Here is an 18,089-nt window from a genome sequence, read left to right as displayed (position 1 = left end):
TTCGCGAATCCATTAACGGTATGATGGCGAAATGCCAAGGCCGGTAGATCAGGAGCGGCGCCGCAGTCGCGAACTGCATATCATCGATGCGGCGCTGACATGCTTCGCCGAGCACGGATACGAGCGCTGTACGGTGGCATCCATCTGCCGCGTTGCCGGCATCGGTTCCGGAACGTTCTTCCACTATTTCCCGACGAAATCCGACGTGCTCCTGGGCATTCTCGAGCTCGGGCACAGGGAGACAATAGAGTTCTTCGAGAGACAGACCCCCGAGTGCGATGCACGGGGAGTGCTGCTCGCCTACGTCGAGCACGAAGCCGCCGGCCTGTGCGATCCGCGCACGGCGGGGTTCGTACGAGTTGTGGGTTCCCTGGTGGGGGAGCCCAAGATTGCGCGGGTGCTCGGGGACGAGCAATCTACAGCCCACCGCATGCTCATTCCATGGGTCGAGTTGGCTCAGGAAGCGGGAACGATCCGTACCGACCTCACGGCCGACCAGGTCGCTGCGTGGGTACGGGCCCTCGTGGACGGATTCGCGGCCCGGATCGCCGAAGCACCCAGGAGCGCGAACGTCGAGGCCGAAGTATTGGTCGATCTCACGCGCAGGTTCCTGGCCCCGTGACGTTTCTCTAGGCATCCCCAGGATGATGGGACCACGCTTCCGGTCGCCCTGTGAGTGCCTTCCCCAGTCTCAGGGCCGACGTTGCGGTCAACGGATCCGGCAGTGAACCCGGAGTAAAGCACCACACCTCGAGGTTCTCGTCATCAGTGACTCGGGCGAATCCGCCGGTCGCGCGCATCGCGAAGGATACGTCCAGATGACGAATTCGGGGATGGGCGTGTACCTATCCCGACACTTCAGAAGTGGAACGACACCGGGGAGGCAGCCTGACCGGAGTACGGCAGCAGCACGGTGGGCTGCAACGGCACCGAGAACCGGGCCGGTACATTGCTCCACTCGGTGCGCCCGCCCTCGGCGGGTGTATCGAGCCGGGCGAGCGTGATGCGGTTCATCGAGTCGGCCCCCACCTGATCGCCGGTGGAGGACTCCGCGGAGAGGTAGGTGCCGTCGGCGGTGAACTCGATCCACGGATTCGCGAGCGCGATTTCGAGCAGATGGAAGCGTGTGAACGACACCACCGTGCCGTGGTATTCGATACGTCCGAGCCCGGTATCCGAATCGACCCGTGCCTCGGAGAGCTCGAATGTCATCGTCCCGTCGTCGCGGACCGAGGCCCCGTCGCTGCCGACGACCGAGCCCTGTGCGGTGCCCGTGACGAGATCGCTGAATCCGGGCGCGAAGCCCCACACAAGACCCTCGGACGGTGCCACCGGAGCGTTCGGGCCGGGGGAGGAGTCGAAGTTCACCGGCACCGAGAGTTCCTGCGCGGCGTTGACCGCATCGGCCGCCCCGAAGGTGTAAATGCCGTACCGGGCGTCGTCGGGAACGGTCTCGGGCGCGTCGATGGTGATCGTTGCCGAAAACGAGCCGTCGTCGGCGAGCGGCACCCACTGCTGCCGCACGGTGCGGCGAAGGTCGAACGGACGATCCGGAACCTGGTTCAAAGCGCGTTCCGACAGCACCCACGCGTTCGTGGAACGGACCGTGGCGCGGTTCTCGGTGGGGGCGTTCTCGGATGGCCGCCAGTGCTCGGCAAAGCCGCCGAACGAGACGAAGGTGCCGTGCGGCACACCGGGCGGCACCGGCAGTGGCAGTCCGCCGGAGCGGTTGGCGTCGGGGTCGAACCCGGTACCGCGGACGACCACCGTATCGCCTTCGTGGACGGGAGTGTCGCCGAGCGGAGTCACACCGTCGGAAGCGAACACCTCGATGGCCGGTTGGACGACAGGCTGGGCGGTTGCCGGCGCGACGACCAGTGTGCCCAGTGCGAGTGCGCCCGCGAGAACGATGCCGATCCGGCGGATACCTGCAGCGGTGTCAGTTCGAATAGCCATTGAGTGAGTGCCTCAGATCTGTCAGTACTGCACGGGCCGCGACCGGGCCGGGCGTGGACCACACGTCGTCGGAGACGGAGAACAGACGGTTGTCGGTGACAGCACCGAGATCGAGCCACTCGTCCCGCTTCATGTACTCGGTACCCTGATCGAGGCCCTCTTGTCCATCGAATCGGACGAGGATCACATCCCCGTCGGCTGCGGTGGGATCCTCGGTGTCGAGCGGTCGGAATGCGCGGCCGTCCTCGACCCCGAATCGCTGCGGAGCGGGCCGCTCGGCCCCGAGGTCGGCGAGGACCTGGCCGGCGAACGAGGCGGTGCCGTCGATGGTCGGTCCGTCTCCGGTGAACCGCACGAGTGATGCCTGCGTCTGCGAGGAGGTGAGTTCCCGCCCGAGTTCGCTCGCCGCGACGGAGTACTCCTCGAGCACTCTGCGTGCCGCCTCGGACCGGCCCAGCGACTCGCCGACGCGCTGGAATTGCTGCCGCCAGAACACCTGGTCGGACCCGACAACGACGGTCGGTGCAACGGACGACAGGGATTCGTAGAGTCCAGTGTCGGCCGACGCGCCGACGATGAGATCCGGTTGTGCCTGCTCGACCGCAGCGAGATCGGGGGAGTCGGGCGAACCGATCGCGGGGATCTCCGTGACACCCGTGCCGAGATACTCGGGGCGCTCGTCCGGGGGGATGCCCACGCCGACGACGCGTTCCCACAGTCCCAACGCACACACGGCGTCGAGTGAAGCGGCGTCGAGGACGACGATCCGCTGCGGATCGTTCGGGACCTCGGACACACCCGCCGTGTGGATGACACCGTGTGTGCGGTCGGCGGGCAGGCCGGGGTCGGTCGGTGTCGGCAGCGCGCATGCGGTCGTCGTGTCGCGTTCGATGCCGACCACCGCAGCGCCCGCGATGCTGGTGGTGGTGCGCACGATCTCGGAGGCCGGGTCGTCGGCCGGAGCGGAACAGCCGGCGAGTGTGAGAGCGGCCGTAGCGGCGGCGAGTGCGACGATGCGGACACGGTGCGCGGGCAATTCCACCACTTCCTGTAGAGAGGACGAGTCTGGCTACTGCGTGTGCAGATCTGCCCCGGCGATCCTGCCACAGTGAGGAGCGGTGGAGAACGGACCTCGGCGCGACCGATTCTGCATGCGGTGATGTGCATCACACGTGCCCGGCGAGGTGCTGGACGCGGCGATTCGCTCGAGCGCGGATTGCCGGTTCGGCGGTAGTGTGACGCCCGAGTACGACAGCGAGTAGGACCCGGTTAACGAGTGGTATGCGCACGGTCTACGATTCGATGAGCGCAAGCCAGAGAGACCGTTCGCCTCCAGCCCGAGTCGAGCGCGCATTCAGGAGGATTAGTGACTGCCGTAGCGCCCCAGCCAGTCCCAGAGATAGCTGCAGCAAGGCCATACCCGCCGCGGCAGGGACCGAAGGGTTCGTTCATCTACAAGATGATCACGACCACAGATCCCAAGGATCTCGGGATCATGTACTTGATCACGTCGATCTCGTTCTTCCTCATCGGTGGCTTGATGGCCCTGCTGATCCGCACCGAGCTTGCGGTACCGGGTCTGCAGTTCTTGTCGAACGAGCAGTACAACCAGCTGTTCACCATGCACGGCACGATCATGCTGCTGATGTACGCGACCCCGGTCGTGTTCGCATTCGCGAACTACATCCTGCCGCTGCAGATCGGTGCACCCGACGTGGCGTTCCCGCGACTGAACGCGTTCAGCTACTGGCTGTACCTGTTCGGCGCGACGATCGTGATGCTCGGCTTCGTGACCCCCGGTGGCGCTGCCGACTTCGGCTGGACTGCGTACACGCCGCTCTCCAGCGAGCTGCATTCTCCGGGCGTCGGCGCGGACTTCTGGATCCTCGGTCTCGGTGTCATGGGTCTGGGCACCATCCTCGGTGGCGTCAACTTCATCACCACCATCGTCTGCCTTCGTGCGCCCGGCATGACGATGTTCCGGATGCCGATCTTCACCTGGAACATCCTGATCACCAGCATCCTGATCCTGCTGGTCTTCCCGCTGCTGACCGCCGCGTTCATGGGCCTGTTCGTCGACCGACACCTCGGTGGCCACATCTACGACCCGGCCACCGGTGGTGTGCTCCTGTGGCAGCACTTGTTCTGGTTCTTCGGCCACCCCGAGGTCTACGTCATCGCACTGCCATTCTTCGGTATCGTCTCCGAGATCTTCCCGGTCTTCAGCCGTAAGCCGATCTTCGGGTACACGGGTCTGGTGTACGCGACCATCGGCATCGCCGCGCTGTCTGTTGCGGTGTGGGCTCACCACATGTACGCCACCGGCGCTGTGCTGCTCCCGTACTTCTCGTTCATGACGTTCCTGATCGCGGTGCCGACGGGCGTGAAGTTCTTCAACTGGATCGGCACCATGTGGCGAGGCCAGATCACGTTCGAAACACCGATGCTGTTCTCGGTCGGCTTCCTGATCACCTTCCTCTTCGGTGGTCTGTCCGGCGTCATTCTGGCGAGCCCGCCGCTGGACTTCCACCTGCACGACACCTACTTCGTCGTCGCCCACTTCCACTATGTCGTGTTCGGCACCGTCGTGTTCGCCACCTACGCCGGCATCTACTTCTGGTTCCCGAAGATGACGGGCCGGATGATGGACGAGCGTCTCGGCAAGTGGCACTTCTGGCTGACGTTCATCGGCTTCCACCTGACGTTCCTCGTGCAGCATTGGCTGGGCAACGAGGGCATGCCCCGCCGCTACGCGGACTACCTCCCGACCGACGGATTCACCACGCTGAACATCGTGTCGACGATCGGTGCCTTCGTTCTCGGTGCCTCGACGCTGCCGTTCATGTGGAACGTCTTCAAGAGCTACCGCTACGGTCAGGTCGTCACGGTCGATGATCCGTGGGGCTACGGCAACTCGCTCGAGTGGGCCACCAGCTGCCCGCCGCCGCGCCACAACTTCACGGAGCTGCCGCGGATCCGCTCGGAACGCCCCGCGTTCGAACTGCACTACCCCCACATGGTCGAGCGGATGCGGGCCGAGGCGCATGTCGGTCCGGGCAGCCACAAGCACAATGTGAACGTGCTCGAGGGTGCAGAACGCACGCCAGGCGACCATCCGCGCGCCGACGAGAAGTAGGCGCGACCCCGGAGCTGCGACGATGACCCCGCCCGCAACGGCGGGGTCATCGTCGTCCTGGTTCCACGCCCGGATCCCACACGCTCGACCCCCGCACCTCGAGGGCGCGTCCGACTGCAACAATGGACGCGCATGTGCTTCGACCGTGCGCGACTCGACTGACGAAGATCGGAGACGTAGTGGCGTCTGAGACCACTGTGCTTGTGACGGTGACGGGGCCGGATCATCCCGGTGTGACCTCGGTGCTGTTCGCCGCGTTCAGCCGCCACGACGTGGATCTGCTCGACGTCGAACAGGTCGTCATCAAAGGGCGGCTGACCCTCGGTGTGGTGGTGGTGTGCCCGGGCGACCCCGAAGCCCTCCAGGACGAGGTCGAGGCCGCCATGGCGACGATCGGCATGCAGGCCGATGTCGAGGTCGGAGCCCGCCCCGAGAACGGCCGCGCCGTCTCCACACATGCCGTCGTCGTGCTCGGCAGCCCCGTGAGTGCTCGCGCCATGCGCTCCGTCGGCCGCGCCCTCGCCTCGCTCGGGGCGAACATCGACTCGATCCGCGGCATTGCCGACTACCCGCTCACCGGCCTCGAGTTGATGGTCACCGCCACTGACCAGGGCGCCGACGCCGACAAGGCGTTGCGCACGGCACTTGCAGAACTCGCGGCCGGACTCGACATCGACATCGCGGTCGAGCGAGGGGGCCTCGCACGCCGGTCCAAGCGACTGATCGTGTTCGATGTCGACTCGACCCTGGTCCAGGGCGAGGTCATCGAGATGCTTGCCGCACATGCCGGTGTCGAAGACAAGGTCCGCGCCGTCACCGAAGCGGCGATGCGCGGCGAACTCGATTTCGCCGAGTCACTCGAGCAGCGTGTCGCCACGCTCGAGGGGCTGCCTGCCACTGTGATCGACGAGGTCGCCGAGCAGATCGAACTGACGCCCGGCGCACGCACCACCATCCGGACCCTGCGTCGGCTCGGATTCCGCTGCGGCGTCGTATCGGGCGGATTCCGCCAGGTCATCGAAGGGCTCGCACACGATCTCGAACTCGACTTCGTGCGCGCCAACACGCTCGAGATCGTCGACGGCAAGCTCACCGGCAAGGTCATCGGAGATGTCGTGGACCGCGCTGCGAAAGCACGGGCGCTCCGGGAATTCGCCGACGACGCCGGTGTCCCGATCGAGCAGACCGTGGCGGTCGGCGACGGCGCCAACGACATCGACATGCTCAGTGCAGCGGGTCTCGGTATCGCATTCAACGCGAAGCCCGCGCTGCGTGAGGTTGCCGACACCGCCCTGTCGTACCCGTACCTCGACGCCGTCCTGTTCGTCCTGGGCGTGACGCGCGACGAGATCGAAGCGGCCGACCGCGGCGACGGAACGCTTCGGCGCGTCCCGCTCGAACACGGTGCCTGAGCCGCACCCGGTCGTCGCCGATCCCGGATTCGTATCCAGGCACGGTGTACTCGCCCGCGGGTACGGAAGCCGGGAGGACCCGGACGATCCGTCGGAGGTGCTCGCGATGCCACTCGTGCTCCACATCCCCAAGGCGGAGGCTCCCGAACGCAGCGCGCTGCTCGAGGCCGCGGCCATCGCGACCGTGACGCTGTGCCTGGACTCCCGGGTCGGTGCCGGGGAGGACGGTCGGCCGGGTGAGTGGCAGGACGCATTCCTCGCGTGGAACGACGCCCGGATCCGTAAGGTGAGCCGACGTGCCCGCGGCGCGCACTGGCGTGCCATCCAGGACCTCGACGGCGTGACCGTCGACCGTGGCGGCGCGCAGGCCCGCGCGCTGGTCCCGGGCCCCGTCGGCCGACTCGACCCGCGGGTCGCGCGGCTGCAGATCGGTGGCACGGACCTCCCATCCGACGATCCGGCCGACGTTCCAGCGGGTGTGCCGGTCCTGTGGATGAATGCGGCACTCGGGATGACCGTCGGGAAGGCCGCCGCGCAGGTGGGCCACGCCTCAATGCTGCTGGCCGGAGCTCTCGACGTCGACTCGGCACGGGCGTGGGCTGCAACAGGCTTTCGATGCGCGGTCCGCGACGCGGACCCCGACAGGTGGGCCGAACTCGTCGTCCGGGTCGCTGAAGGCACCGGCGTCCCGGTGCACGATGCGGGTTTCACCGAGGTCGAGCCGGGCTCGACCACCGTGATCGCCACCGTGTCCTGACCAGCCCTCGTCCCGACCAGCCCTCGTCCGGACCACCGGTCCTCGGGATCCCATGTCAGTCCGCGATCCGGAACACCAGGACGGTCGGGCCCGTCAGCGAGAACGACGAGCCCACCCGGTATGCCGCCGAATCGACGGGACGACCGTCGACCGCGGAGGAATCGAACACACATCGGATGTCGCCGTGATACCACTCTGGGCCCGCCAACGTCACCGTCGTCGCATCATCGGCATGAAGGACGAACAGACCACTGCTGTCCGGTAGCGGCCTTCCCGTAGGCAGCACCGTACCGAGCTCGGATCCGTCCAGCCATGCCTGCACTGTGCGGCGGTCGTCGTCGTGCCAGTCGGCATCCTTCAGTTCGATGCCGTCGCATCCGAACCAGACCAGGTCGGGATAACCGACCGCGCGGGCTCGACCGTCGAAGAACCGACGTTGACGGAGCACGGGCACTCTCCGCCGCAGCTCCAGCAGGGAACGGACGAACTCGATGCGTTCGCGGTCGGCGTGCTCCCAGTCGAGTGGCCACGACTCGGACACGGGTGTTCCAGCAGGAACGCAGTACGCGTTGTTGTTGCCGCCCTGGGAGTGAGCGAACTCGTCGCCGGCGAGCAGCATCGGAGTACCCGTCGAGAGCAGGAGTGTGGCAAGGAGAGCGCGGATGTGACGGGCGCGCGCGGCGAGAATCGCCGGGTCATCGGTAGCTCCTTCGACGCCGTGGTTCACCGACTCGTTGTGGTCGGACCCGTCCCGGCCCTCCTCACCGTTCGCGTCATTGTGCTTGTGTGTGAACGAGACTGCGTCGACGAGGGTGAAGCCGTCGTGCGCGGTGACGAAGTTGATCGACATCCACGGCTGGCGTTCATGCCGTCGATACAGATCTTCCGACCCCGTCAGGCGCGACGCGATCTCGCGCACTCCCGAATGTCGTGCCCAGAACCGCCGGGTGGCGTCGCGGTAGCGGTCGTTCCACTCCGACCACTGCACACCGAACCGGCCGAGCTGGTATCCGTCCGCCGTCGCGTCCCACGGTTCGGCGATGAGTTTGCAGTCGGTGAGCACGGGGTCGGTGGTGATGGCGGTGAACAATGCGGCGCGCGCATCGAACGCACCGCCGTGCGGGCGCCCCAGGGCACTCGCGAGATCGAACCGGAATCCGTCGACACCCATGTCCGTCGCCCAGTAACGCAGGCTGTCGCACACCATCCGCACCGTGATCGGCGACGTGCCGTCGACGGTGTTGCCGCAGCCGCTGAGATCGATGTCGTGGCCGTCGTCGTCCAGCAGGTAGTAGCCGGGAGCATCGAGCCCGCGCCACGACAGGCTCGGCCCCGCGACCGACCACTCGCACGTGTGGTTGAAGACGACGTCGAGGATCACCTCGATGCCGGCGTCGTGCAATGCCGCGACCATGGTGCGGAACTCCGTGATCTCGTTGCCGGGTGTCGCGGCGTACCCGGGGTGCGGCGCGAAGAACGACGCGGTCGAGTATCCCCAGTGGTTGCGCATTCCCCGTGCCCGGACCGGGGGTTCGGTCACGAACGCATGCACCGGCAGGAGTTCGACAGCGGTGACGCCCAGGTGTACGAGGTGGCCCGTCACCGCCGGGTGGGCCAGCCCGAGGTAGGTACCCCGAAGCGCACGCGGTACGTCGGGATGCATTGCCGTGTACGAACCGACGTGCAGTTCGTAGAGGACGGTGCTCTCCCACGGGGTGCGTGGTCGCGGATGCGGTGTCTCGTCGGGGGTGGTCGCCGCGGTGACGACCGACAACGGTGTGTGTCCGAGCGAATCGACGGTGGACATCGAGCCGAAGGGGTCGTGGTCGTACGCGAGCAGCCGCGATGCATCCGCGGAGTCGCTCCGCGGATCGGTACCCGTCACTCGGCGACCCCACGGATCGAGCAGGATCTTGTGCGGATTGGTGCGGAGCCCATCGTGCGGGCGCCACGGGCCGTATGCGCGGTAGCCGTATCGCAGACCGGGACCGACATCGGGAACCGTGCCGTGCCAGACACCGTATGTGCGGTCGGGCAGGTCGACGCGATGTTCGTGGCCGCCGTCGTCGATCAGGCACACCTGCAGTCGATCGCAGTGCGGAGCATGGACAGCGAAGCGGGTACCTGCCTCGACCGGGGTTGCGCCGAGAGGGAACGGCGACCGATCGGGCTCGGCCGCAGGGCCGGTGGGGGTCTGCACACGAGTGGATGACGACACGAATGAGATCCTGCCGTGTCCCGAGTCCGGGTGTAAGCGAAGATGGACGGCGTGGCACAACCTGATCCTGATCTGCTCATCGAATTCGACAACGTTGTGGTGCGGCGAGGCGGAAATGTTCTCGTCGGGCCCGTGACCTGGAAGGTGGAGCTCGACGAGCGTTGGGTGGTGCTCGGTCCGAACGGTGCGGGCAAGACGTCGTTGCTGCGTGTCGCTGCCGCGGAGGAGTTCCCGACATCCGGTACCGCGCATGTGCTGGCCGAGACCTTCGGCCGCACAGACCTGTCCGAGCTGCGACCTCGCATCGGCCTGTCGTCGTCCGCGCTCGCCAACCGCGTCCCGCGTGACGAGCTGGTCGTCGATCTGGTGATCTCCGCCGGGTACGGGGTGCTGGGCCGGTGGCGGGAGAAGTACGACGACATCGACAATGCCCGCGCGGTGGAGATGCTCGAGAGCCTCGGCGCCGAGCACCTTGCCGAGCGCACCTACGGAACGCTGTCCGAGGGTGAGCGCAAGAGGGTGCTGATCGCGCGGGCCCTCATGACCGACCCCGAACTGCTACTGCTCGACGAACCTGCCGCGGGCCTGGACCTCGGTGGGCGGGAGGAGCTGGTAGCGAGGCTCGCGACACTCGCAGCCGACCCGGATGCCCCGGCCACCGTCCTGATCACTCATCACGTCGAAGAGATCCCGCCCGGTTTCACACACGCAATGCTTCTCGACGAAGGCCGCGTCGTTGCGCAGGGCCTGATCGGCGATGTGATCACCGCGGAGAACCTCAGTACGGCGTTCAGCCAGGCGATCACCTTGGACCGGGTCGATGGCCGATTCTTCGCCCGCCGCACGAGCGAGCCGGGACGGCACCGCCGAGGCTGAGACGGGGCGGGTTCGTGCCCGTCTGGTCGACTACGCTCCGAGCATGACTGACCAGCGCTCGGCAAGTACCTTCGATCCCACGTCCGTACCGGTCAAGGACGCCTCCACCGTCATGCTCGTCCGTGATTCGGCACGTGGCGTCGAGGTCTTTCTCCTGGAGCGTGTCGTGGGTATGGACTTTGCAGGCGGCATGACCGTGTTCCCGGGCGGCGGGGTCGACCGCAGCGACGGTGATGCGTCCGTGCGATGGACGGGGCACGATGTGGCTTGGTGGGCTCAGCGCTTCGATGTCACGCCGGTACGCGCGCAGGCGCTCGTGCTCGCGGCGGTGCGGGAGACGTTCGAAGAGTGCGGTGTCCTGCTCGCAGGTCTGGACCCGGAATCGGTACTCGCCGACACCGCGCCCCACGCGCGGGCCCGTAGACAGCTCGAAGCACGCGAGCTGTCGTTCGGCGACTTCCTGACCCGCGAAACACTCGTGTTGCGCGCGGATCTCCTCCGCCCGTGGGCTCGGTGGATCACCCCGCTCGGCGAGCGACGACGCTACGACACGCACTTCTTCGTGGCTGCCGCGCCGGACGGCCAGGATGCCGACGGGGAGACCAGCGAGGCCGAACACGTGCTCTGGCAGACGCCCGCGGAATCCCTCGAACACTGGAAGTCCGGCCGGTCGGTGCTGCTTCCACCCACCTGGGCTCAGCTCACTGCACTGTCGAAGTATGCGACGGTCGCCGAGATATTGGCGGCCGAACCGAAGATCCCCACGATCCTGCCGATCATGAGCCGGAGCGACACCGGAATCCACATCGCGTTCGACGGTGACGAGGGTTATTACGAGGCCGGCGGTCCACACCCCTGGGCGAATCGAGACGACATCTGACGACACCGGTCTCACCGCGACGATACAGCGGGGGCCCTCTAGGGTGAGATGCATGGCTGAATTCGTGACACTCGAGGTTTCCGACGGCATCGGCACGATCCGACTGGACCGCCCCCCGATGAACGCTCTGAACCGGCAGGTCCAGGAGGAGATCCGGGGCGCCGCGCGTGACGCCACCGTGCGCGACGATGTCAAGGCCGTGATCGTGTACGGCGGCGAGAAGGTCTTCGCTGCCGGCGCAGACATCAAGGAGATGGCCGATCTGAGCTTTGTGGAGATGAGCAAGATCATCGACGATCTGCAGTCTGCGCTCGGTTCGGTGGCAGACATCCCGAAGCCGACTGTCGCGGCACTGACCGGGTACGCACTCGGTGGCGGTCTCGAGCTCGCCCTCGGTGCGGATCGTCGTATTGCCGGCGACAACGTCAAGGTGGGTACCCCGGAGGTGCTGCTCGGAATCATCCCCGGCGGCGGCGGGACCCAGCGTCTGGCGCGTCTCGTCGGACCGTCGAAGGCCAAGGACATCGTCTACACCGGGCGTTTCGTCGGAGCCGACGAAGCGCTGGCGATCGGGCTCGTCGACGAGGTTGTCGCACCCGACGCCGTCTACGACGCCGCACGTACGTGGGCCTCACAGTTCACCACGGGTGCAAGCCGCGCACTCGCCGCGGCGAAGGCCGCGATCGATCAAGGGCTGGACACCGATCTCGACACCGGATTGAAGATCGAGCAGCACGTCTTCGCCGGACTGTTCGCCACCGAGGATCGCGGGATCGGCATGGCCTCGTTCATCGAGAACGGGCCGGGCAAAGCGGAATTCCTGGGTAGGTAATCGTCGGGACGGGGCACTTGTCGAGGTCTTACTGCCGGGTAGGATCTGCGTCATGACTGCCAGCAGGACCGACGGGACCGATCCCGCGCCGAACCCGCACGCCACCGCCGAACAGGTCGCGGCTGCTCTCGAGGACTCCAAGCTCGCTCAGGTGCTCTATCACGACTGGGAAGCCGAGACCTACGACGAGAAATGGTCGATCTCCTACGACGAACGGTGCATCGACTACGCTCGCGGCCGCTTCGACCTCGCAGCCGGTGAGCAGCAGTTACCGTACGAGCGCGCTCTGGAGCTCGGGTGCGGCACGGGCTTCTTCCTCCTCAATCTGATGCAGGGCGGGGTTGCGAAGAGCGGGTCGGTCACCGATCTGTCGCCCGGTATGGTCAAGGTTGCCTTGCGCAACGCAGAGAACCTCGGACTCGACGTCGACGGCCGGGTCGCCGACGCCGAGACCATTCCCTACGAAGACGACACCTTCGATCTTGTCGTCGGACACGCGGTGCTCCATCACATCCCCGATGTCGAGCAGTCGCTGCGCGAAGTGTTGCGTGTGCTCAAGCCGGGCGGACGTTTCGTCTTCGCCGGGGAGCCCAGTACCGTCGGCAATTTCTACGCACGGTGGCTCGGTCGGATCACCTGGGAAGCGACCACCACCGTCACCAAGCTGCCGTTCCTGAACGAGTGGCGTCGGCCGCAGACCGAGCTCGACGAGTCCTCGCGTGCTGCGGCGCTCGAGGCGGTCGTCGACCTGCACACATTCGATCCCGCCGATCTCGAGAAGCTCGCCGACTCGGCGGGCGCCGTCGAGGTCAAGGCGTCGAGCGAAGAATTCGCCGCTGCGCTGCTCGGTTGGCCGGTCCGCACGTTCGAGGCCGCGGTTCCCGAGGAGAAGCTGGGCTGGAACTGGGCCAAGTTCGCGTTCGGTGGCTGGAAGACTCTCAGCTGGGTCGACGAGAACCTGCTCAAACATGTCGTGCCGCGAAACTTCTTCTACAACGTGATGATCACCGGCGTGAAACCCGGCAAGTAGTTGGGCTACGAGTTCACGCTCGCCGACGTCGAGTACCTGACGTCGGGTCCGGGGGTCGCAGCATTGTCCGCTGTTGACGATCGGGAACTGTCGACGCGTACGCGCCTGTCGGATATCGGTTGGGCGCGTAGGCGTTTCGGCGACCGTGCAGCGCCGCTCGTCGAGACGGTGTTGGCGCGTCGCAAGGGTGCGCTCAAGCTCGAGGGTGCGCACCGATGGTTGTTGACCGACGACGCGGTGCAACAGGCGACCCCGTCGCCGGTCGCCGCTCACCGAGCGCGCAGGCTCGTGGGCCGACAGGTTCACGACGTGACCTGTTCGGTGGGAGCCGAACTGGCGGCGCTCGTCGATGTGGCCACCACCGTCGTGGGAAGCGACCTCGATGAGGTGCGGCTCGCGATGGCGGACCGCAACGTTCCCGCTGCCCATATCGTGCGGGCCGATGCGTTGAGACCGGTGACGCGCCGCACCACGGTGATCGCCGATCCGGCACGCAGGTCCGCAGGCCGGCGCACCTACGATCCGGCTGCTCTGCAGCCGCCGCTTCCCGACCTGCTCGATGTCTACTCCGGCCGCGACCTCGCCGTGAAGTGCGCTCCGGGCCTCGATTTCGACACGCTGGGCTGGGACGGCGAGGTCGAGATCGTCTCCCTCGATGGAGGCGTGCGGGAGGCGTGCCTCTACTCGCCGGGTCTGAGTGTCCCCGGCGTCCGGCGTCGGGCCACCGTATTGCGTTCGGGCGGAACGACAGTCGAGGTCACCGACGCGATGCCCGACGACGTCCCCGAGCGGGCGCCGGGGGAGTGGATCGTCGACCCGGACGGCGCGATCGTGCGCGCGGGTCTCGTACGGCACTATGCTGCGATCCACGGCCTGTGGCAACTCGATCCGCGCATCGCCTATCTCACCGGCAACCGACTCCCCTCCGGAGTGCGGGGCTTCCGTGTTCTCGACCGGTTCAAATACACGGAGAAATCGTTGAAGCAGGAACTTGCGCGGCTCGACTGCGGCGTTGTCGAGATTCTCGTTCGGGGCATCGACATCGATCCCGCGTTGCTGCGGCCCCGTCTGAAACTGAAGGGGGCGCAATCATTGTCGGTGGTGCTCACGCGGGTCGGGCGTACTGCCGAGGCGTTCGTGTGCGAGGCTTCGCGCTACGGTGTCGCGTAGGTGTCTGAAATGACGGTTGGTGTATCGAAATATTGGGCACCAACCATCATTTCGGTCGTCGATAGGTCAGGGTCGATAGCGGCGAGTTGTGTGATCGGTGACGCGTCTGGCGTGTGGGTCGATCAGTCCTCGGGCTCGGCCAGCACGTAGATCTGGCCCTCGACGGTGGTGGCCACCAGTTGGCCGTCCGGTCCGACGGCCGTTCCCACCGAGAATCCGGACGCGTCGGGGAGGGGCTCTTCGTCCAGGGTCTGTCCGTCGGCCACGTCGAACACGAGGGCGGTGAGGCCGTCATCGCCCTGCGTGATCGTGTAGCCGCGACCGTTCGCTGTGAGCGCCGGGACACCTGCCTGCCGAATCTCGTCGCGTTCCCACGCGACCTCGACGCCGTCGCCTGTGTCGCGTAGGGCGAACAGTGCGCCCGAGGGGCCACCGGCCGATATCACGAGCAGGCCGTCCTCGGAGACCGCGGGGCCGGTCGCCGGGGTGTATCCGAGGTCGCGGCTCCAGCGGGGCTGCCCCGTCTCGGCGTCGATCGCCCACAACGCGCCCTCGCCGTCGTGGACGTACACGGTGGTGGCATCGGCCGAGAGTACCGGACTCGTCGTGACGCCGCCCGGAAGCTCGACGTTCGACCATTCTTCGGTGATCACCGGGTTGTCGCCACCCGGGTACCGGAGGGCAACCAGAGCCGTACGATCGGCGCCGGGGCGCCATACCGTGGTGAAGATCCGGCCGGTGCTCTGGTCGACCGCGGGGGTGGTTGCGACGGGGCAATCGGGGGAGCCTCCGAAGCATCCGGCCAATCCGTGGTCGGGATCCTGACGCGGAATATTGGTGCCGTCCGCAACCCCGGGGATGGGGACCAGATCGAACAGCGGCGCACGAAGCATCCCGGTCTGAGGATCGACGATGTTGACCTGGCCGAAATGCGTGATGACGATGAGGCTTCCGTCGTCGGCGAACTGGGCCGCGCGCGGAGTTCCGCTCACCGGGATCCGCCAGCGGCGCTGGCCGTGCTCGTTGAACGAGAACAGACCACCGGCTTCGCCGACGTAGATGTTGGCGACACCGTCCGTCACCGGGCTGATGTCCGTCACCCCGGCGCCGAGGCGGGTGCACCAGCGTTTGCGCCCGTTGTCCATCTGGTAGGAGAAGATGTTGCAGCCTGCGTCCGTGGCGGAGGTGATGGTGATCTGGCCGTTCGGTGCCACCGTCGCCGGTGATCCGACAACTCCACCGGTTGCCCGCGACCACGACGGTGCGACGTCACCCAGTCCGTCGCTGGTGGTCGCGTTGCTGTTGCGCGCGTCCGAATGGCGTCCGGGCCACGCACCGGCCGAGTACGGTCCACCATCGTCGTTGCTGCCGCCGCACCCGCTCAACACCAGTGCTGTTGCCGCCGTCAGCACCGCAGCTCGCCGGGCACCCCGCATCGCTCAACTCCTTCAGGACTGTCGGATTCGAGTCGCCAGCGTATCGGGCCGGGTGTTTCACGCTCCGGGCGAGGCAGACCGTAGGCTTCCTGGCATGACGAGCATGTGGGGTGCACCGTTGAGCACCAGGTGGCGTGGGTCGCGACGCCGCGATCCGGAGCAGGCCCGATTCCTGACACCGTCTTCGCTGCGGTGGGTGATGACCAACAAGGCGTATACCCCGTGGTACCTCGTGCGGTACTACCGGCTGGCGAAGTTCAAGCTGGCGAATCCGCATGTGGTGCTGCGCGGGATGGTCTTCCTGGGGAAGAATGTGGAGATCCACGCGACACCGGAACTGGCGCGGCTCGAGATCGGCAAGTGGGTCCACATCGGCGACGGCAACGCCATCCGGTGCCACGAAGGATCCCTGCGCATCGGCGACAAGGTCGTGTTCGGCAAGGACAACGTGGTGAACACCTACCTCGATATCGAGATCGGCGCATCGACCCTGGTCGCCGACTGGTGCTACATCTGCGACTTCGACCACCGCACCGAGGACATCACCTCTCCGATCAAGGACCAGGGCATCGTGAAAAGCCCTGTCCGAATCGGCCCCGACACCTGGATCGCTGCGAAGGTCTCGGTGCTGCGCGGCACCCGGGTCGGTCGCGGGTGCGTCCTGGGAGCACACGCCGTCGTCAAGGGCGACATCCCCGATTACGGCATCGCCGTCGGATCGCCGGCCAGGGTCGTGAAGAACCGCAAGGACGCGTGGGAGGCCGGCGCCGCCGATCGCGCGGCCTACGTTGCGGCGCTCGAAGACATCGCGCGCAAGAAAGCGGGGGACCCGCCCGTCGACGCGAACCCTGCGCCCTGACGGGCCTCGGAGGAGGAAACCGTGGACTATGCCGAGTATCGCCGCTACGACGCGGTGGGGCTCGCGGGTCTCGTCGCCCGACGCGAGGTGTCGCCGGTCGAGTTGCTCGACTCGGCCCTCGCACGCCTCGATGCTGTCGATCCGACGCTGAACACGGTTGTGCACCGTCTCGGCGAGCGTGCCCGCGTCCGCGCCTCCGGCACCATGACAGGGCCGTTCGCGGGCGTGCCGTTCCTGGTCAAGGACCTGCTACAGGATGTGATCGGAACCCCCACCGGGAGCGGTTCCCGTGCGCTCGCCGAGCTCCCCGCGACCCGGAACTCCGTGGTGGTGGATCGCTGGCTCGGGTCCGGGCTGGTGATCTTCGGAAAGACCAACACACCGGAGTTCGGCGCGAAGGGAGTCACCGAGCCGGAGGCGGGTGGGGTAACCCGCAATCCGTGGAATCCCGAGCTCACGCCCGGCGGGTCATCGGGTGGGTCCGCAGCAGCCGTGGCTGCCGGTGTCGTACCCGTGGCGGGCGCCAACGACGGCGGCGGCTCGATCCGCATCCCGGCGGCGTGCTGCGGCCTTGTCGGTCTCAAGCCAGGTCGGGGCCTGGTGCCCACGGGGCCGATCGGTGGGGAACCGTTGCACGGCGCGGTGTCCAACGGAGTGATCAGTCGGACTGTTCGCGACTCGGCTGCGATGCTCGACGTGATGGCGGGTACCTATCCGGCGGCGCCCTATGCGGTAGGTGCTACACCCGGATCCTATGCCGCAGCAGTGTGTACGCCGCCGCAGCGCCTGCGGATCGGCTACGCGACCGTCTCTCCGATCGGCACCGGCGTCGACCCCGAGGCCGTCGCAGCGGTGGACCGCGCAGTGGTGCTGCTCGACGAACTCGGGCACCGGGTGGAACCGGCCGAAACGGGAATCGACGAGCGTCGCCTCGCCGCCGACTTCCTGACGATGTGGTTCGCGTCGCTCGCCCTCGAAGTCGAGGATGCCCGCCGGCGTACCGGTTGCGGATCGGACGGTTTCGAGTTCGACACCCGCATCATGGCCGCACTCGGCAGATCCGTATCGGCCCCGGACTACCTTGCCGCTCATGCTCGATGGGCAGACTACATCCGCGACCTGTCCGCGTTCCACGAACGTTACGATCTGTTGCTCACCCCGACTCTGGCGTATCCGCCGGCGCGGGTGGGTGAACTGGCCACCCCCGCGTGGATGCGGGGAGTGGGATCGGTGCTGATGGCGGCGCGGTTGGCGCGGCTCGCGCGCTGGGGTGGAGTGATCGACAAGGTGATCGACGACAACCTCGGTCGCACTCCTTACACGCAGTTGGCGAATATCACGGGGCGGCCGGCGATCTCGATTCCATTGCACTGGACTGCGGATGCGGTGCCGCTGGGCGTGCAGTTCGTCGCACCGCTCGGTGGGGAAGCCCTGTTGCTCTCTCTTGCGGGCGAGCTCGAACAGGCGAGCCCGTGGTTCGACAGGCAGCCACCGTTGTTGCCTGCGCCGGACGTGTCGACGGATTGA

General features: G+C 66.8%; 15 protein-coding genes. 11 read left to right on the top strand and 4 right to left on the bottom strand.

The genetic code is table 11. The features are described 5' to 3' along the window. The first annotated feature begins 31 nt into the window (after positions 1-31). The gene (locus ACZI8W_RS12375; RefSeq protein ID WP_463368783.1) at positions 32-622 is read left to right on the top strand and encodes a TetR/AcrR family transcriptional regulator; all 591 of its coding nucleotides are present in this window, start codon (positions 32-34) and stop codon (positions 620-622) included. 236 nt (positions 623-858) lie between these two features. On the opposite strand, the gene ACZI8W_RS12370 is transcribed toward ACZI8W_RS12375, so the two are convergent. Both ACZI8W_RS12370 and ACZI8W_RS12365 read right to left on the bottom strand, forming a co-directional pair. Continuing rightward, positions 859-1,956, bottom strand: coding sequence for an HtaA domain-containing protein (locus ACZI8W_RS12370; RefSeq protein ID WP_463368782.1), 1,098 nt, complete (start codon positions 1,954-1,956; stop codon positions 859-861). Beyond that, positions 1,940-2,998: an ABC transporter substrate-binding protein gene (locus tag ACZI8W_RS12365; protein WP_463368781.1), complete on the bottom strand. Its 1,059-nt coding sequence runs from the start codon at positions 2,996-2,998 to the stop codon at positions 1,940-1,942. The genes ACZI8W_RS12370 and ACZI8W_RS12365 overlap by 17 nt, the downstream gene beginning before the upstream one ends. Before the next feature lie 324 nt (positions 2,999-3,322). Here ACZI8W_RS12365 and ctaD point away from each other — a divergent pair, with 324 nt between their 5' ends. From ctaD to ACZI8W_RS12350, 3 genes are all read left to right on the top strand, one after another. Next, complete coding sequence (gene ctaD, locus ACZI8W_RS12360) at positions 3,323-5,092, top strand: aa3-type cytochrome oxidase subunit I (protein ID WP_463368780.1); 1,770 nt, start codon at positions 3,323-3,325, stop codon at positions 5,090-5,092. A 122-nt stretch (positions 5,093-5,214) separates the two neighbouring features. Then, complete coding sequence (serB, locus tag ACZI8W_RS12355) at positions 5,215-6,504, top strand: phosphoserine phosphatase SerB (protein WP_463368779.1); 1,290 nt, start codon at positions 5,215-5,217, stop codon at positions 6,502-6,504. Continuing rightward, on the top strand, positions 6,497-7,261 hold the full coding sequence (locus ACZI8W_RS12350) for a peptidyl-tRNA hydrolase (RefSeq protein WP_463368778.1): 765 nt from the start codon (positions 6,497-6,499) through the stop codon (positions 7,259-7,261). Before serB ends, ACZI8W_RS12350 begins: the two co-directional genes overlap by 8 nt. Before the next feature lie 55 nt (positions 7,262-7,316). Here the strand turns inward: ACZI8W_RS12350 and glgX are convergent, their stop codons facing one another. After that, positions 7,317-9,479 carry a glycogen debranching protein GlgX gene (gene glgX / locus ACZI8W_RS12345; RefSeq protein WP_463368777.1) on the bottom strand — a complete coding sequence of 721 codons (2,163 nt, stop codon included), beginning with the start codon at positions 9,477-9,479 and terminating at the stop codon, positions 7,317-7,319. A 42-nt stretch (positions 9,480-9,521) separates the two neighbouring features. On the opposite strand from glgX, the gene ACZI8W_RS12340 reads away from it, so the two are divergent. Genes ACZI8W_RS12340 through ACZI8W_RS12320 form a run of 5 tightly spaced genes read left to right on the top strand, consistent with a single transcriptional unit; the run spans position 9,522 to position 14,267 of the window. After that, positions 9,522-10,355 carry an ABC transporter ATP-binding protein gene (locus ACZI8W_RS12340; protein ID WP_463368776.1) on the top strand — a complete coding sequence of 278 codons (834 nt, stop codon included), beginning with the start codon at positions 9,522-9,524 and terminating at the stop codon, positions 10,353-10,355. A 43-nt stretch (positions 10,356-10,398) separates the two neighbouring features. Continuing rightward, on the top strand, positions 10,399-11,235 hold the full coding sequence (locus ACZI8W_RS12335; protein WP_463368775.1) for an NUDIX hydrolase: 837 nt from the start codon (positions 10,399-10,401) through the stop codon (positions 11,233-11,235). A gap of 52 nt (positions 11,236-11,287) precedes the next feature. After that, entirely contained in the window at positions 11,288-12,067 is a 780-nt protein-coding gene (locus ACZI8W_RS12330; protein WP_463368774.1) for an enoyl-CoA hydratase-related protein, read from the top strand. A gap of 52 nt (positions 12,068-12,119) precedes the next feature. Then, entirely contained in the window at positions 12,120-13,097 is a 978-nt protein-coding gene (locus ACZI8W_RS12325; protein WP_463368773.1) for a methyltransferase domain-containing protein, read from the top strand. Beyond that, positions 13,098-14,267 carry a THUMP-like domain-containing protein gene (locus ACZI8W_RS12320; RefSeq protein ID WP_463368772.1) on the top strand — a complete coding sequence of 390 codons (1,170 nt, stop codon included), beginning with the start codon at positions 13,098-13,100 and terminating at the stop codon, positions 14,265-14,267. A gap of 122 nt (positions 14,268-14,389) precedes the next feature. On the opposite strand, the gene ACZI8W_RS12315 is transcribed toward ACZI8W_RS12320, so the two are convergent. Next, a complete protein-coding gene (locus tag ACZI8W_RS12315; protein ID WP_463368771.1) occupies positions 14,390-15,703 on the bottom strand; it encodes an outer membrane protein assembly factor BamB family protein in 1,314 nt (437 codons plus the stop codon). Between the two features lie 94 nt (positions 15,704-15,797). Here ACZI8W_RS12315 and ACZI8W_RS12310 point away from each other — a divergent pair, with 94 nt between their 5' ends. Beyond that, complete coding sequence (locus ACZI8W_RS12310; protein ID WP_463368770.1) at positions 15,798-16,562, top strand: acyltransferase; 765 nt, start codon at positions 15,798-15,800, stop codon at positions 16,560-16,562. A 21-nt stretch (positions 16,563-16,583) separates the two neighbouring features. Beyond that, positions 16,584-18,089, top strand: coding sequence for an amidase (locus ACZI8W_RS12305; RefSeq protein ID WP_463368769.1), 1,506 nt, complete (start codon positions 16,584-16,586; stop codon positions 18,087-18,089).

The organism is Rhodococcus ruitaii, from assembly GCF_055230935.1.
This window is presented reverse-complemented; position numbering and strand designations above follow the sequence as displayed.

What these genes read in the sequence shown, in the direction of transcription:
- ACZI8W_RS12375 (WP_463368783.1), top strand. Translation starts at nt 32, where the DNA reads ATGCCAAGGCCGGTAGATCAGGAGCGGCGCCGCAGTCGCGAACTGCAT.
- ACZI8W_RS12370 (WP_463368782.1), bottom strand. Translation starts at nt 1,956, where the DNA reads ATGGCTATTCGAACTGACACCGCTGCAGGTATCCGCCGGATCGGCATC.
- serB (WP_463368779.1), top strand. Translation starts at nt 5,215, where the DNA reads ATGGACGCGCATGTGCTTCGACCGTGCGCGACTCGACTGACGAAGATC.
- ACZI8W_RS12340 (WP_463368776.1), top strand. Translation starts at nt 9,522, where the DNA reads ATGGACGGCGTGGCACAACCTGATCCTGATCTGCTCATCGAATTCGAC.
- ACZI8W_RS12335 (WP_463368775.1), top strand. Translation starts at nt 10,399, where the DNA reads ATGACTGACCAGCGCTCGGCAAGTACCTTCGATCCCACGTCCGTACCG.
- ACZI8W_RS12330 (WP_463368774.1), top strand. Translation starts at nt 11,288, where the DNA reads ATGGCTGAATTCGTGACACTCGAGGTTTCCGACGGCATCGGCACGATC.
- ACZI8W_RS12325 (WP_463368773.1), top strand. Translation starts at nt 12,120, where the DNA reads ATGACTGCCAGCAGGACCGACGGGACCGATCCCGCGCCGAACCCGCAC.
- ACZI8W_RS12315 (WP_463368771.1), bottom strand. Translation starts at nt 15,703, where the DNA reads ATGCGGGGTGCCCGGCGAGCTGCGGTGCTGACGGCGGCAACAGCACTG.
- ACZI8W_RS12310 (WP_463368770.1), top strand. Translation starts at nt 15,798, where the DNA reads ATGACGAGCATGTGGGGTGCACCGTTGAGCACCAGGTGGCGTGGGTCG.